The sequence below is a fragment of the Holdemanella hominis genome, from assembly GCF_014306155.1.
Lineage (GTDB): Bacteria > Bacillota_I > Bacilli_A > Erysipelotrichales > Erysipelotrichaceae > Holdemanella > Holdemanella hominis.
Genome location: NZ_JACRWH010000018.1, coordinates 15,204 through 30,941, shown reverse-complemented (window position 1 = coordinate 30,941; position 15,738 = coordinate 15,204). Strand labels below are relative to the sequence as shown.

The following is a 15,738-nucleotide window of genomic DNA, read 5'->3' as shown; positions in this document are numbered from 1 at the left end:
CAGTTTTGGAGCTGGATTGATTGCCGCAAGCCTAGAAGGATATGATCCTCAGGCAACCATTGAATTTGCGGTAGCCGCAAGTTGCTTAAAACACTCTATCGAAGGTGATTTCAACATGGCAAGCATGGACGAAGTGTTGAAATTAGCTGGTGGAGACGGTTCAGGCCGCGTTCAAAGATAAACCAATAATTTAGGTAGTAACAGATTACTATCATGTATTTATTTCTCCTATTCCAACAATATACTTACAATTAAAATATCCTAATCGTAGTCATCTGTTTCTATATAAAATAATGGATCGATATTCTATTTTCCCTATGAATATCGATCCTTTTAATTTGTTTTAAAGCTGATAGAACCATACAAATATTGGCATTGTTAAAATACATAATAAAGTTGTAACAAAATAATAGGCACTGGCATATTCTGAATCTGCATCATATATTTGTGCGATTTGTGTTACTGAGGCTGCAGTTGGAGCAACTGACGCTAATAAGCTGATTAGTAAAATCATATCTCCATTTTTAACCATAGAAGATAAATTTGTGAATTTAAGTAAGCTTACTGCAAGACACGGAAATATAAACATCTTTAAAAATGTAATAATATAGAGTCGCTTATTCTTTAAGCAGTCTTTGACATCCATACCTGCAATCAACATACCTGCAACAATCATAGAAATCGGTGCAATCGTTGCACTCATTGAATCCATGGTTTCCGTGAATAAAGATGGGAGTTGTATTTTAAGTGCAAACATCAATATTCCTATTATAGATGCGATTACATTCACATTTTTCAATAAGTCCTTAACATTAAACCCTTTTTCTTCACATATCAACATTCTTCCATGTGTCCAAATAAACACAGTTGTCACAAGAATATATCCTGTTGTATACACAACCCATTCTTTCCCTAACAAAGCTTGTACCAAAGGAATAATCAAGTTACCTGCATTTGTATAGATAATGGTAGCTTTTTCAACTCCATTTAACGTATATACTTTTCCAATCATTCTTGCCACTACTATATAAACAATATGAATAATCATAGCGGCAAGAAAAGAAAGTATGATTCCATTTTTTACATCTTGAAAATACTGGACTTGAAATGCATTGATAATAACACATGGAGTGACTATATATAATGCGACTGTCGATAATACTTTACTGTCTTGCTTTGTTAATAAGTTTGATTTTACTAGAATATAACCTAGTAAAATCATTATAAATAATTCTGCGATTTGTTTCGTTAATAATAAGGACATTATTCAAACAAACATTCTCCATTTGTTTCGATAACATGTTTATACCAATAGAAAGACTTTTTCTTATATCGATTATAAGTACCTTTTCCATAATCATCTGCATCAACATATACAAATCCATATCGTTTTGACATTTGTTTCGTACTTTCACTCACTAAATCTATGCATGCCCATGATGTATATCCTAATAATTCAACTCCATCTTCGTGAATTGCATCATACATAGCTTTAAAGTGTGCCTTATAATAATCAATATGATAATCATCATTCACTGTATAAGAACCTTTCCCATCCGGAACCAATTCTTCTTTAGCTCCCAATCCGTTTTCAACAATAAACAATGGTTTTCTATAACGATCATACAGATCAACCAAAGAAATTCTTAGTCCAATTGGATCAATTTGCCAGCCCCATTCACTTGAAGGCAAATATGGATTCTTAATGGCTGTAACAGTATTTCCTTCTGTTGTATCAAGTCCTTCTGTGTTTTTTGCGACACAGCTAGACATGTAATAGGAGAAAGAAATAAAATCAACAGGATATTTTTTCATGATTTCAAGATCTTTTTCTTCCATCACGATATTTAATCCATGATTTTTAAAACGAGCCAATAAATATGCTGGATATTCACCAAACACTTGTGTATCGCTATAGCAATAAATAGAACGCATTTTTTGTTGCATTTCCAATACATCTTCTGGACGACATGAATATGGATAATATGTTAATTTTGTAAGCATACATCCTACTTGAGAGCCTGGAATGATTTCATGGCATATTTTTGTTGCCAAGGCACTCGCCACAAATTGATGGTGCATAGATTGAAAAATAACTTCTTCAAAATTCTTATCCTTAAATCGATCCCGAATTAATCCGCCAGTTGTGTATGGATGTCGAATCATACTATCTACTTCATTAAAAGTTAGCCAATATTTTACTTTATCTTTATATCGAGTACAGATTGTTTCTACAAACTTACAGAAGAAATCAATTGTTTTTCTGTTATACCAACAATTATATTTCAACACTAAATTTAATGGCGGTTCATAATGAGACATTGTCACCAATGGTTCTATACCATATTTTTTACATTCATCAAATACGTTGTCGTAAAATTGTAATCCTTCTTCATTTGGTTCTAAATCATCTCCATTCAGATAAATTCTAGACCACGCAATACTCATACGAAATACTTTAAATCCCATTTCTGCCATTAAAGCAATATCTTCTTTATAGTGATGATAAAAATCACTTCCATGGCGCTTTGGATAATTCACCATGTCTTCTGGATGTTCCATCGCATACTGAATTTCTTCACTTGTGATTTCATTATGTGCGGAAAAATTCGTTACATCTGTATCAAAATGTGCTTTAGCACAATCAGAAACGCTCCATCCTTTTCCACCTTCATTCCAACCACCTTCATATTGGTTGGCAGCTGTAGCGCCTCCCCATAAAAAGCCTTCAGGAAATTTCATATTCGTCCTCCTACAACTCTTCACCATTTGTTTCAATCACGTTTTTAAACCATTCAAAAGAATCTTTTTTTCTTCTTTCTAATGTTCCTGTACCATCATTAAAGCGGTCTACATAAACAAATCCATAGCGCTTACGCATTTCACCTGTACCAGCACTTACAACGTCAATAGGTCCCCAATATAAGTATCCCATTACATCACAGCCATCTTTAATTGCTTCCTCAATTTGAACAAGATGATCTTTTACATATTTTTTTCTAAAATCATCATGAATTTTACCTTCAGAATCCAAATTTTCATCTAATCCAATACCATTTTCTACAATGAATAATGGTAAATTATATTCATCTGTTAAAATGTTGCATACATAACGAATTCCTTTTGGATCAATAGGCCAACGCCATGGTTCTGGTGATGTTCCTTCCAAATATGGATTTTCAACACCAGCAGCTCCACCAGTATCTACAGTAATAGAACCATCTGATTTATATACAGCACTACGGTAATAGCTGAACGCAATATAATCCACTGTGTTGTTTTTAATTATTTCTAAATCCTCTTCATTCATAACTGGTGTACAGTTTTGTTCATTCCAAATACGTTTTACATAACCTGGATAATATCCTTTACACATTACGTCTAAGAATAATTTTTGTTTACGCTGGAATTGTAAAGCACCAAATACATCATCCGGATTACAACTGTATGGATAAGTAGCCATGCTCGATAACGATAGCATACATCCAATTTTTGCCTCTGGATCAATTTCATGACACAATTCTACTGTCTTTGCGTTCGCAACAAAAATATAATGTGTCGCTTGATACAATTCAGCATCTGTTAAATCAGCATTAGGAATTCCTTTTTCATTTGGCGTTGTTTTCAACACGCCGCCAGCTGCAAACGGCATTCTAAATATGTTATTGATTTCATTAAATGTCATCCAATATTTAACTTTTCCCTTATAACGATTGAATACAACTTCTACATAGTTCATCCAGTATTCAATCAATTTTTCATTTAACCATCCACCATATTCAGTTAATAAATGCAATGGTGTTTCATAGTGAGAAAGAGTAATAACAGGTTCCATTCCTAAGCGGATCATTTCATCAAATAAATCATCATAGAATTGTAATCCTGCTTCATTTGGTTCTAATTCATCTCCATTTGGAAAGATACGTCCCCATGAAATACTTGTTCTAAATGCTTTAAATCCCATTTGTGCCATATATGCCAAATCTTCTTTATAACGATGATAAAAGTCAATCCCATCATGAGACAAATATACTTTATCTTCTTTAAAATCTGGAATCCATTTATTTGTTTTTTCATCATATTTTAAATCTGGATTGCTAATAATCCCTACCATCACATCTGTGACATTCAATTGTTTATCATCCTCTAAATACGCACCTTCTAATTGGTTTGCGGCAACGGCTCCGCCCCATAAAAAATTTTTTGGAAAACTCATACTCTTCACCTATTTACTAATAATTTGACCTTTCTTTACTTCTTGACAATCAATGAATGAAATTTCTTTTTCATTTGGATCTGTAACAATCAACATTGTGACCATATCATATTTTTTACTTAAACTCTTTAAGTCCACTTTAACTAATGGATCTCCAGCTTTTACAGTCTGTCCTTGAGTAGCTAACACTTCAAATCCTTTACCATTACTTTCTACTGTATTTACTCCAATATGTATAATCATTTCTACACCATCATTACGTGTAATTCCAAATGCATGTCCTGTTGGATAAGCTACATCTAAAGTTCCGTTGCATGGAGCACAGATTGTTCCTTCACTTAATTCAATTGCGATTCCATCCCCCATCATTTTTGATGCGAAAGCTGGATCACTTACGTTTTCCAAAGGTACTAGTGTACCATTGGCAACAGCGACAAATTCATCATCTGAACATACTACTGTATTCACTTCTTTTTTCTTAAAAATAGACAACATAATATATTTCCTCCTTTTGTTTATTTTATAAATTCATATATAGCTTGACTTACACCATGTTCATCACAGCTTTTTACTACTTTGTATGCAAAATTTTTGATTTCTTGAATACTGTTTTCTGGTGCAAAACTATATTTAAAAAATTCAAACATACTTAAATCGTTATGAGAATCACCTATAACCATAACTTCATCTTCTTTAATGTTGGCATACTCGCAATATCGTTTCAAAGCAAGTCCCTTTGTAGCTGTCAAATTCGTTACTTCTACATTGTTTTTTCCTGTAGATAGATGGGATAGTTCTGTAAATTTTTCTAAGACTTTTTTTACATCTTCCACGGGCTTTGAGTTATAGTGAAATCCTTCGACTTTTAAAACTTTCTTTGTTTTTGCGAATTCTTGTATATTTTCAATCTGAACTAAATTATTACAAGGCTTATCCATATTTGTTGCGAAAATATGTGCCATCTCCTGATTTCTTATCTTTCCTATTCTTTCAATAAATCTTTGTCGTACCTCTACAGGATCTGTTGTTGTATAGAAACCATCTGTTGTAAAAATCATATGTGGAACATCATGTTTATTCATGATTTCACATACTTCTTCAAGATACTTATTATTGAAGAAATTTTGAAACACTAGATTTTCATCTTCATCATAAACTTCTGAACCATTGCCAAGTAATAACACTGGCTTATGTCTTAATAAACAAGTAATATCTTTTACACTTTGTAGATCTCTACCTGTTGAAAAACAAAATTTAGCTCCTTTTTGATATGCATATTCAATTGCATCTAAATTGATTTTTGAAATTCGATTTGGCTCATCTAATAGAGTTCCATCCAAATCGCTCGCAATCAGTTTAATCATAACTTCTCCCTTCATCCATCTACAAAAAACCCAGCTGGTTAAGCAGCTGGGAGAAAACTTTTAATTATTTTCTTTTTGCTGCTTTAATAGGACCTTCATCAATTCCTAAAATATAAGTGATGATTGCAGCTGCAACAATTGCTACAGCAGCACCAATAAACATTGCCCAAGCAGTTGATAAGAACATTGGAGCAATGGCTAGTATGTTTGAATATCCAAACACAAATGCTCTAGCTCCTAATAATGAAGCAACAATACCACCGATGGCAGCACCACCCATTACTCCATACATTGGTTTTTTATATTTTAAGTTACATCCATAAATAGCTGGTTCTGTAACTCCAGCAACAATAGCACCGACTGCCAATGATAAACATTCTGATCTAAATTCTTTATCTTTTGTACGTAAAGCCACACCTAAACAAGCTCCACCTTCTGCAACATTGTGTAATACGAATGCAGGACGAATAACAGCATCATAACCAATAGTATCCATATTTTGAATCATGAATGGAGATAAGGCTGTGTGCATTCCAGCCATAATCATCCATGGAAGACATGCAGCTAAAACAGCAACCGCAATAAATGGAACATGATCACCTAAGAATAAGAATACATAACTGATTGCATCACCAAGATAACGTCCAGCTGGTCCTAACACAACAAATGCTAATGCTCCAGTAACAAGAATAGTTAATGAACCTACTAACAATGATTTTAAGATTCCTGGAATCACTTTATTCAAGCCTTTTTCAATATAATAAGCAGCAATTGGAATTAACAAGGCAGGAAGTAATTGTCCATTATAAGTAATAGCACGGCATGGAATACCAAATAATGTAATCGCAGTTCCATCACCAACTGCAGTTACCCATTCTGTAGTAAGTAAAGCAGCAGTAACTAACATTGCATAAATTTCAGTTCCACCTAATTTTTTTGCAGCACCATAAGCTACGAATATAGGCATAAAGTAGAATGGTGCATTGGCAATCCAACCTAAAACCATACTTGTTGATGAGCCTGCAAAACTTGGCATTACATATGGCAATAGCATTAAAATTACTTTTAAAATACCACCCGCAACTAAACCTGGAACCAAAGGTGTAACACTTGCTTGTACATATCCTAATACGATTTGTGGGATACTTTGTTTTTCTTTTGGTCCATCATCTAGATTTTCATCTACAACGGCACCCTGAGTAAAATTATTTTGTTTAACAATTTCTTCAAATACAGGTAATAAGTTTGCTCCTAAGATAACCTGTAATTGTCCTCCAGAGTAAATAACTCCTAAAACTCCTTTAATATTTTTTAAAGCCTCTTGATCTGCTTTATTTACATTTTTTAATACGAAACGTGCTCTAGTCATACAGTGAGCAACTGAATTTACGTTTTCTGGTCCGCCGACATGTTGTACAATTTCTTGTGCAATAGCTTTTGCATCTATTTTTGCCATTTTATTTTCTCTCCTTATAGAATTCTAGTTATGTGGATAGTTAAATAAAGTCTTTCCGCTGAATCCATCTTGTATGAATATGTTTCATATAGATAAGACTCAATATTATCCAAACATTTTTTTATAACTTTAAATCTCTCATCATTTTCATTAAAGAATGCTGCATCGAATCGATTATCACACTCTTGTTTTTCAATAATGACTCGTTTTATAAAATACTTCAGATGAATCACTAAACGATAGAAGCCAGGATTTGATTCATTTAATTCGATTCCTAATGAACTTTCAATAATTCCTAAAATAGTTTTAGTTCCACTAAGAATAGTATTGATATCTTCTTCATTTTGATTGATATTTCCATTTATAAAATGGAATGCGATACTAGCAGCTTCTGTCGTATCCAGTTCAATATGATAAAATTCGTTAATCATTTGAACTGCCTGTTTTGCAACTTTGTATTCATCTTTGTAGAATAATTTAATTTCTTCTAAAGACAAAGTAACTCTTGTCTCGTGATTTTTAATTTGTGTAACCGCAAAGTGAATGTGATCAGCTAAACTTAAAACCAATCCGTCTTTGAATTGTTGATGCAATTCATCTTGCGCATACGCAATAATGTTTTCTGTTAATTGGAAACATTCAAATGGAATTTCCTCCACTAAGCTTTCAAAACGATTTTTGTAAGCATTATTACGTAATTCGTAAATTTTATAGATTTTTTTAGAGTCGACTAAATCATGTACATGTTTTCCAAATCCAATTCCTGAACCCATGATAATAATTTCTTTTTTATCTTCATTTTCAGAAATGACAACGTTGTTATTTAAAACTTTTTTTATTACATAATATTGCTTAACCATAATCTCTTCTTAGTAGCTAAGATCTTTACCATTTGTGTGGCAAACTTTCTTCATCCACTCAAATGATTTTTTCTTGCTTCTCTCTCCTGTTCCATTTCCTTTGTCGTCTAGGTCTACATAAACAAAACCATAACGTTTTTTCATTTCACCTGTACTTAGTGAAACCAAATCTGTATTTCCCCACATTGTGTAACCAAGAACTGGCACTTTATCAATGTTAACAGCTTTCTTCATTTCTTCGAAATGCTGAGCTAAATATTTAATTCGATAATCATCGTTTACAGTTCCATCTGCTTCTTTGACATCGATTTCTCCTAAACCATTTTCAACGACAAACAATGGTTTTTGGTAACGATCATACAATTCATTTAATGTATAGCGAAGTCCAATTGGATCAATTGGCCATCCCCATTTTGTACTTTCTAAGTATGGATTTGGATCTCCTCCAAGTAATCCCATAGCCCAAGTTAATTTTGTATCTTTTGAAATTGTCATTGATCTGTAGTAACTAAATGTTACCATATCCAATGTTCCTTCACGTAAAATCTCATCATCCCCTGGTTCTTTTGCCAATTTTACGCCACGTTCTTCAAAGAACTGATCTGTAAAGTTAGGATAGTAACCACGTGCCATAATATCAATAAACCATAAGTTATTACGACGTTTCATATAGCTTGCCATGATATCTTGTGGATTACATGTCTTTGGATACATTTGAGATAATGCATACATTGTACCCACCATATTTTCTGGGTCAATTTCATGTGCAATTTTTACAACTTTTGCGCTTGCTACAAACATATGGTGTTTTGCTTGATAAACTGTTTGTTCGTCTTGTTTATGTGTTCCGATTTGTGCATATCCATTTACAGCATTGATTTCGTTAAATGTTAACCAATATTTACAACGACCTTTATATCTTTCTAATACTGTTGTTGCATATCGAACATAGCAATCAATCACATGACGGCTTGACCAACCATCATATTTTCTTGCCAAATAATCTGGAAGTTCGTCGTGGCAAATTGTAATTAATGGTTGAATGTTATATTTTTCAAGTTCTGTAATTACATCATCATAAAATTTTAAACCTTCTTCATTTGGTTCTAATTCATCTCCTGTTGGGAAAATTCTAGGCCAGCAAATAGAGAAACGAAATACATTGAATCCCATTTCACCCATTAAAGCAATATCTTCTTTATAGTGATGATAGAAGTCAACTGCTTTGTGACTAGGATAATATTGATCATCATAAATCTTTGCTTCAGCTCCATCTGGGAAACTTTCACGAGTAGGAACCTCACCTCTAGTACCATCAGCAAGTTCTAATGTAATCATTCTTGGCTTTTCTAAAGATCCGTCTGTTTCAAAATCATGAGTGGATAACCCTTTTCCACCTTCATTAAATCCGCCTTCGTATTGGAAGTCCGCTGTAGCTCCTCCCCATAAAAAGCCTTTTGTAAATTCTGCCATATAAGCTCCTTTCAACAAAAAAGAGGCAACACCTATAAAAAGCCCATCATACTAATATCCCTACTAGTATTGCTTTCTAAAGGTATTGCCCCACTAAATCTTTTGGGTAACAAACCAACATATATGTCTTATTTATTTGTACGCGCTAATGATAGCGCATACACAAATAAATGTCAACACTTTTTTGAAAACGATTTCAACAAATTACTTTAAAAATACTCTTTACAATATTCAATAAACTCCTTCTTAATTGAATGCAATATTTTTCCCTTCTTATATACTAAAGCTATTGGATAATGTAAATCGTCTTTTAACAAAATCATTTTGATTTTTGGATTTTCAAATTCTTGATACACTTTTTTAAATGAAAGAGATATGCCTACATTTTCTTCCACAAAACTAAACATCGTACTTGTATGAGGCATTTCTATGGCTATGTTGGGTTCAAAACCAGCTCGTTTACATGCATCATAGAATATTTCATATCCACCTGAGCCTTTTTCAGGAAAGATAAATGCTTCATCTTTTATATCACTCAATTTTATTTCTGACTTTTTAGATAATGGATTTAATGATGATACAACTAAACATAGTTCATCATCAATTAATGGAGATATTACATAATCCAAATGATTATCTAATAAATCCGTTCGAATCAAAATAAAATCAAAATCATCAATATGATCAATGGCATACCTGGCATTACTTTCTTTAATATGAAATTCTAGATTTTGATGAGATAAAGAAAAGTCTCTTAACATTTTAGGAATGTGGTATGGTGATAAAACACTCATGCATCCTAGGCGAATAGTATTGGGTTGTAGTTCAACTAATGCACGATCATACATTTTTAGTATGGACTTGGCGTATTTATAAAACTTTTCACCTTCCACAGTTAAAACCGTTTCATGCATAGTGCGATTAAACAATTGCACACCTAATTCATTTTCCATTTTCTTGATTTTCTTTGAAAGTGTACTTTGCGACATATTGCATTCATAGGCAGCTTCTGTAAATCTTTTTTTATCACTCAATACCACAAAACATTTTAAACTTTCAATTTCCATCACAATCACCCTATTCCATTTTGGAATATCTTAACGCAAACATCAAATTGTTTGCAAGTACATGTCTTTATATAATGCATATATCGATTGGGGGTAAAACAATGCCAAATTATATGAGAAGAAAACTTATTGTTTATTTAACAGGAATTTTTACACTAGCTATTGGATCCAATTTATTTTTAAATGCCGCTCTTGGCGTTGCTCCATCTTGTTCTTTAGCCCTGACATTCACTTTCCTTCTTCCAGGCAGCTATGCGCTCTTTAATTTTATTGTTAACACTGCCCTTTTGATATTAGAAGCGCTTATCGTACATAAATTTGGAAAAACACAAATCATACAATTATTTATCACATTCATTTATTCTTATTTAATTAAGCTAACATCTATATTCTTAACACATATACAACCTCATTCTTTCTTAGAACAAGTTTTACTAGCTACTCTAGCATGCATTGTCTTAGCACTAGGCATCACATTAACTATTCATTCGAATCTTACAGTCATGCCTTATGAAGGCTTTATTGGTGCACTTGCCATCCGTTTAAGAAAAGACTTTGGAAAACTAAGAGTCATTCTTGACATAACATGTACCCTTGCATCAATCGTTATATCCTTAATTTTATTACATAGTATTAAATCTGCTGGTTTAGGTACAATACTTGCATCATTCTTAACTGGTAGTGTTGTATCATTCTTTGATACAATCTTAACCACAAGACTAAATCATTATCTTGGTATAGCTATTTTGAATCAATTATAAAAGGATTCGTCTAAATATTTTTGATTAATCTCAATATGTTCTTTCATCAATTGTTCAGCCAATTCTTCATCTCTTTCTTTAATCGCATTTGCGATTTTTTTATGGCTTAAAATTGTATGTTCTTTTAAAGCAGCATGTGTGACATCTATTAAAGAACGAATATTCGTAGTTAAAATTGGTATCAAATTTTCTACCACTAGATTTCTACTAGAATTGGCAATTTTTGTATGAAATTCTACATCTAAATCACTGTAATCTTCATCATTTAAAATGGCAATTTCAATTTTATGACTCAATTCAATAATTTCTAAAATCTCAGAATCCGTTGCATTTCGAGCAGCCCATTTAGCGATAGAAGGCTCTAACAATAATCTTACATCCATTGAGTCTTTAACAAGTTTATTCTTATTATTAATAAAAGAAAAGCCTAATGGATCTTCTACAACTCCTGTTTTTTCTGCAACAAACGTACCAACTCCACGTCTGATTTCAACAATATTTCTTGAAACTAAAGATTTAATAGCTTCACGAATCGTTCCTCTTCCAACGCTTAATTCTTTCATCAATTCTTGTTCGCTAGGCAATCTTTCACCTGGAAGTAATTCTTTTGATTCAATTAAATCAATTATTTTATCCGCAATTATTTGCGGTAATGGTCTTTTATCTAACATATCCATACCATATTCACTTTATTTATATTTCATCCTTCTAATAAGCTGTAAGTTCAAAGTATAACTAACTTTCCATTTGACGTATGACGTCTTATGCTTAATATAATTGTATCTTTTTATTTTTTTATAATCAATCAAAAAAAAGCCAAATCATTAAGATTTGACTTTCACCTTTTTATTCAAATGTAGCGATTACACTTTCTTTAGCCTTAACCTCTTGATCAGATACAAATTTTACATTCTTTGCGTTACCAGGATTTAATAAAACTAACATAATAACATCTTCATAATTCATTGCCTTTAATTTGTCATGATCAAAAGTTAGTAATACTTGTCCTTGTTTTACTTTTTGTTCTTTTGTTACTGTACAACTAAAAACTTTCTCCGTTAAATTCACTGTATCTAATCCACAATGAATCAAAATTTCCATTCCGTTATCTAGTGTCAACCCTACCGCATGTTCTGTGCTATCAAATATGGCGGTAACTTTTCCATCACAAGGAGCATACACTTCATTTCCCTTTGGTTTAATGGCAATACCATCTCCCATCATTTTTTGTGAAAACACATCATCGTTTACCTGATCGATTGAAATCAAGTCACCACTTATATATGCTTTCAAATCATTACTATTTTTTCGTTTCTTAAATAAAAACATGTTTTACACCTCCAAAAAAAACTTTATAATTATAAAAGAAGAAAGGATGTTTCCCTTGAAATTAAATTTAAATATTCCTCTAAATTCTTTATCAAATAAAGAACTTAACATTTTACAATATATTCATGATAACGAAGATAGAATCAGTACCATGAGCATTCAAACATTCGCAAAAGAAATTAACTATTCTACATCTACAGTTTTACGTTTTTGCCGAAAACTTGGCTTTAGTGGATTTCCAGAATTAAAATTTTTCTTGCGTCGCCAAGAGGAAGAATCTTCTAAAAATGTTACTAATTATTCCGTTCAATCGATTAAAAAATCCATTATCACAGATTTAGAAGGCACAACTAGCTTAATGAATACCGAAGACCTTTTTCAAATTGCCAAGTTACTATCAAGTAATGCCCCTGTTTATATTTATTCTCCTGCTGGTTTAACAGATATTTCCGTTAATTATTTAGAAAGTATGTTGTTTATATCGGGTTGTCAAAATATATATAAATCTAGTGCCACTAAAATGACGCATCACTACATTCAGACTCTTGATAAAGGAAATATATTTATCTTTATTTCTAGCTCAGGTAAATTTGAATCTACACTAAACTTAGCTAAAGAAGCAAAGCTTCATGGCATGATTGTCATTTCAATTTCTTCCATTGAAAATAATGATTTAGCTGAAATATCTAACTACAATATCCGCTTTTTTTCTAAAAAGACGGAAAATGAAGGTGCCGATTCAACTTCGAGATTTTGTACTTTCTTTGTATTAAGTGCATTCATTGAATTTTTCAACGAATATAAGAAAGGAATAGACCATGAAATCATTTCTTGATACAGTAGATGTTAACAATTTAACGTCTAGTGAACAAATTATTTATCAATATTTTAAAGATCATTTAAACAATATCGTTTATTTATCTCTAAGTGATATTTGTAAAGAATTATATGTATCCAATGCAACTGTTATTCGATTCAGTCAAAAGCTAGGTTTCAAAGGGTTCAATGAACTTAAATTCCAATTAAAAAATGATCTTAATCTTATAAATAAATCCGTAAATGCATGGGATGCTATTCCTCATCGCACCTCTATTCTAAAAGATTTTATTGACAATATTGACGATAAAATAATCGAACAAATTTGTTCTGAAATCAAAAATCATAAATCTATCTATATTTATGGCAGAAATATGTCAAGCTTACCTGCCAAATATTTACAATCTATGTTAAATACAATGGACATTCCATGTATTTATATAGATTGGATTGATTTTTTGTCTGCACTTTCTAAATCATTTCCAGACAATGCTGTTCTTTTCATTTTCACAAATTATGGAGATAAATCTATATATGAACCCATTGTAAAACAATGTCATGAACGACACGTGAAAATCATTTGGATTTCTAGTACAGATTTAGATTCTTCTTTATTAAATTCGAACGACATCAACGACATATATATATCAACTCACGAAGCAAAATTAGAAACGCCTCCATTATTAACAAAATTAACATCTTTTCTATTAGTACAATTTATCATTGAATATTTGCGTCATAATATAGATAAGCAGGAAGCTTAAAATACTTCCTGCTTTTTTAGTTTAATATTTTAATACTTCACGAACAGCATCTGCAATTTTTTCAACTTTAGGTCCATAAATAACTTGAATATGTGTATCACTTGGTTTAACAATACCCATTGATCCTGTTTTCTTTAACATATCCTCGTTTACAGCTGCCATATCTTTAACATCCACACGAAGTCTAGAAATACAGTTATTAACAACAACGATGTTATCTCTTCCACCAAGTCCTTCAATAATTGTATTTACTGTATTAACCATTTTTTCATCTAATGACATATTACTAGAAGCATCATCATCTTCATCTGATACATCAATTGAAATATTTTTCTTTGATAAATACCATTTAAATACAGAATAGTAAATGACTGCATAGAATACACCAACAACAATAACCCAATACCAATTAGATCCTGGTTGGAATACACCCCAGATAAAGAAGTCAATAATTCCTCCACCTGTATTACCAATGATTACATTTAAAACTGTCATCAACATGAATGAAATACCACCCATAATTGAATGGAATACAAATAATGCTGGTGCAATGAACATAAATGAGAATTCAAGTGGTTCTGTAATACCTGAAACAAAACTTGCAGCAACTCCGGCAATCATCAATGCTTTTACTTTAGATTTCTTTTCTTCTGGTGAAGTTTGATAAATAGCTAAAGCAGCCGCAGGTAAACCAAACATCATGAATGGCATTTTACCTTGTCCTAAGAATTGAGTATATGGTTGTAAATCTTTTAAAGGAACTTTATCAACAAATTGTAAGAAGATATTTAGACAACCTTCTACTCCTTGGAATGTTCCACCTAATGGAGTTGTTCTGAATAGTGAATTTAACACGTGGTGAAGTCCAGTTGGAATCAATAATCGTTCTAAAGTACCGAAAATAAACACTCCAAATGCTCCTGCAGAATGAATCAGATCTCCTAAACCATTAATTCCTACAGAAATAGGTTCCCAAATTAATGGCATAACCAATCCAATACCAGCCATTGTTACAATTACAACTAATGCTACAAATCGTTTTCCTCCATAGAAGGCAATAGCAGCAGGAAATTGTACCTTATGATATTTATTATGCAACCATGCTGTTACTAAACCTGCCATGATACCTGCAGTGGCTCCCATATCTACAGTATCAACACCCAAAATATTAGAAATTTTCATTGCACTAAAGTCCATGACTCCAGTCTGAATCACACAACTAGAAGCTACTAAGAATGAATAATATCCTAAGAATCCGGCAAAAGCAGCTACACCTTTATCTTCTTTAGCTAGACCTAACGCAATAGAAATTGAGAATAAGACTGGCATTAAAGTAAATACAATACCTGATACCTTATTTAAAGTTGAGATAATAAATAAAGGCACACTAGCAGCTAAGAAAGGTAAAACTTCCTGTACTTGTGGTTTCATTAATGCACTTGATAAACCTAATACGATACCACAAGCAGCTAGTGCAGCAATTGGCATCATTAAACTTCTTCCTAAATCAGAGAAGAATCCCATTATTTTATTTTTCATATACTTTCTCCAAAATTATCTTTCCTGTTTCAAAATAAGACTCTCATAAACTGCAAATTCTATATTATATATCATGAGAGTCTTAAATAATCA

15 protein-coding genes and 1 pseudogene are annotated in these 15,738 nt (G+C 32.1%); 4 read left to right on the top strand and 12 right to left on the bottom strand.

What is annotated here, in order from left to right:
- Positions 1-181: pseudogene (locus H8911_RS05995) on the top strand (sugar kinase); the annotation flags it as partial.
- Positions 182-343: 162 nt separating this feature from the next.
- Here H8911_RS05995 and H8911_RS05990 read toward each other — a convergent pair.
- From H8911_RS05990 to H8911_RS05950, 9 genes are all read right to left on the bottom strand, one after another.
- Positions 344-1,264 carry an AEC family transporter gene (locus H8911_RS05990; RefSeq protein WP_186999012.1) on the bottom strand — a complete coding sequence of 307 codons (921 nt, stop codon included), beginning with the start codon at positions 1,262-1,264 and terminating at the stop codon, positions 344-346.
- Entirely contained in the window at positions 1,264-2,742 is a 1,479-nt protein-coding gene (locus H8911_RS05985) for a glycoside hydrolase family 1 protein (protein WP_186999011.1), read from the bottom strand. Before H8911_RS05985 ends, H8911_RS05990 begins: the two co-directional genes overlap by 1 nt.
- A gap of 10 nt (positions 2,743-2,752) precedes the next feature.
- On the bottom strand, positions 2,753-4,216 hold the full coding sequence (locus H8911_RS05980) for a glycoside hydrolase family 1 protein (protein WP_186999010.1): 1,464 nt from the start codon (positions 4,214-4,216) through the stop codon (positions 2,753-2,755).
- 9 nt (positions 4,217-4,225) lie between these two features.
- Entirely contained in the window at positions 4,226-4,711 is a 486-nt protein-coding gene (locus H8911_RS05975) for a PTS sugar transporter subunit IIA (protein ID WP_186999009.1), read from the bottom strand.
- A gap of 20 nt (positions 4,712-4,731) precedes the next feature.
- The gene (locus H8911_RS05970; protein WP_186999008.1) at positions 4,732-5,580 is read right to left on the bottom strand and encodes a Cof-type HAD-IIB family hydrolase; all 849 of its coding nucleotides are present in this window, start codon (positions 5,578-5,580) and stop codon (positions 4,732-4,734) included.
- Between the two features lie 64 nt (positions 5,581-5,644).
- Positions 5,645-7,036 carry a PTS transporter subunit EIIC gene (locus tag H8911_RS05965; protein ID WP_222620970.1) on the bottom strand — a complete coding sequence of 464 codons (1,392 nt, stop codon included), beginning with the start codon at positions 7,034-7,036 and terminating at the stop codon, positions 5,645-5,647.
- Between the two features lie 14 nt (positions 7,037-7,050).
- Complete coding sequence (locus tag H8911_RS05960) at positions 7,051-7,896, bottom strand: PRD domain-containing protein (RefSeq protein WP_186999007.1); 846 nt, start codon at positions 7,894-7,896, stop codon at positions 7,051-7,053.
- 9 nt (positions 7,897-7,905) lie between these two features.
- Positions 7,906-9,369, bottom strand: coding sequence for a glycoside hydrolase family 1 protein (locus H8911_RS05955; protein WP_186999006.1), 1,464 nt, complete (start codon positions 9,367-9,369; stop codon positions 7,906-7,908).
- A 209-nt stretch (positions 9,370-9,578) separates the two neighbouring features.
- Positions 9,579-10,436 (bottom strand): LysR substrate-binding domain-containing protein, encoded by an 858-nt coding sequence (locus H8911_RS05950; protein ID WP_186999005.1) that lies wholly within the window; start codon positions 10,434-10,436, stop codon positions 9,579-9,581.
- Positions 10,437-10,537: 101 nt separating this feature from the next.
- Between H8911_RS05950 and H8911_RS05945 the strand changes: the two genes are divergently transcribed.
- Positions 10,538-11,197 (top strand): YczE/YyaS/YitT family protein, encoded by a 660-nt coding sequence (locus tag H8911_RS05945; RefSeq protein ID WP_186999004.1) that lies wholly within the window; start codon positions 10,538-10,540, stop codon positions 11,195-11,197.
- Here H8911_RS05945 and H8911_RS05940 read toward each other — a convergent pair.
- Together H8911_RS05940 and H8911_RS05935 are read right to left on the bottom strand one after the other, a co-directional pair.
- Positions 11,188-11,874 (bottom strand): FadR/GntR family transcriptional regulator, encoded by a 687-nt coding sequence (locus H8911_RS05940; RefSeq protein WP_222620969.1) that lies wholly within the window; start codon positions 11,872-11,874, stop codon positions 11,188-11,190. The genes H8911_RS05945 and H8911_RS05940 overlap by 10 nt on opposite strands.
- A gap of 169 nt (positions 11,875-12,043) precedes the next feature.
- A complete protein-coding gene (locus H8911_RS05935; protein ID WP_186999002.1) occupies positions 12,044-12,526 on the bottom strand; it encodes a PTS sugar transporter subunit IIA in 483 nt (160 codons plus the stop codon).
- 55 nt (positions 12,527-12,581) lie between these two features.
- On the opposite strand from H8911_RS05935, the gene H8911_RS05930 reads away from it, so the two are divergent.
- Together H8911_RS05930 and H8911_RS05925 are read left to right on the top strand one after the other, a co-directional pair.
- The gene (locus tag H8911_RS05930; protein WP_186999001.1) at positions 12,582-13,361 is read left to right on the top strand and encodes a MurR/RpiR family transcriptional regulator; all 780 of its coding nucleotides are present in this window, start codon (positions 12,582-12,584) and stop codon (positions 13,359-13,361) included.
- Entirely contained in the window at positions 13,345-14,106 is a 762-nt protein-coding gene (locus H8911_RS05925; RefSeq protein WP_186999000.1) for a MurR/RpiR family transcriptional regulator, read from the top strand. The genes H8911_RS05930 and H8911_RS05925 overlap by 17 nt, the downstream gene beginning before the upstream one ends.
- Before the next feature lie 21 nt (positions 14,107-14,127).
- On the opposite strand, the gene H8911_RS05920 is transcribed toward H8911_RS05925, so the two are convergent.
- Complete coding sequence (locus tag H8911_RS05920) at positions 14,128-15,645, bottom strand: PTS transporter subunit EIIC (protein WP_186998999.1); 1,518 nt, start codon at positions 15,643-15,645, stop codon at positions 14,128-14,130.
- Between the last annotated feature and the right edge of the window lie 93 nt (positions 15,646-15,738).